Raw genomic sequence first — 832 nt, 5'->3', positions numbered from 1 at the left:
GGGTGGGCCACGCCGGTCACGGTGGCCGAGCTGGTCAACGGCGGCCCGCTGGCCGGGGCGCGGATGTACGGCACGGGGGAGAACCCGGTCCGCCAGGTCCGGATCGTCGACGACCTGGCGGTGTTCGGGTCGGTGGTCCCGCACACGGCGGTGGTGCTGATCGGGGCCGCGGCCGGCGGCGGCTGGGCGGTGGAGATGGCCATGCGCCGGGCCTGGGAGCAGGCCGCCGCGTGCGTGATCGCCTCCTCGGCGGGAGGGGGCGCGGGGTCCGGCGAGGTGCTGGCCGAACGGCTCGGCGTCACGTTGATCGTCGTTGACGAGGACCCGCTGGTGACGGCGGTGCGGGTGGCGTCGGCGGCGGCCCGTCCGGAGGCGGCCAGGACCCAGCTGGTGGCCCGCTGCGCGACCAGGCTGGCGGAGGCGGGACCGTCGGCCCGGCGGGTCCTCGGCGTGCTCAACGCCGAGCTGTCCGGGACCGCCGTGGCCTTCCTGGACCCGTACGGCTCGCGTCTGGCGGGCCGTCGCGGCCAGGGGCACTCCCTGGCGGAGGTGGAGGTGCCCGACGCGGAGGGCAGGCCGCTGGGGGTGCTCGTGGCCTACGGCTCCTTCCGCTCGCCGGGCTGGCCGTCCGTGGTGAGCGCCGTCCTGGCCCTGGCGGTCGCCCCGCTGGCCGCGTGGGCCGCCACCGGACGCCTGGCCGCCGAGCGGGACACGGCGCTCCAGTCGGCCCTCGCCGCGCGGCTGCTGGCCCAGGCCGCGCGGCCGCGGGCGTTCACGGAGCCCGTCGACCCGCAGGAGGCCGCCCCGGCCGGTGCGGGGGCGGAGGAGGGGG

Annotated in this window: 1 pseudogene; it reads left to right on the top strand. The window is 79.1% G+C overall.

Annotated features, from left to right (window positions below):
• Window positions 1-832: pseudogene (locus CA984_RS48985) on the top strand (hypothetical protein); the annotation flags it as partial.

Origin of the sequence: Streptosporangium minutum, assembly GCF_002149035.1 — a bacterium.
GTDB classification, from domain to species: Bacteria; Actinomycetota; Actinomycetes; order Streptosporangiales; family Streptosporangiaceae; genus Streptosporangium; species Streptosporangium minutum.
This window is presented reverse-complemented; position numbering and strand designations above follow the sequence as displayed.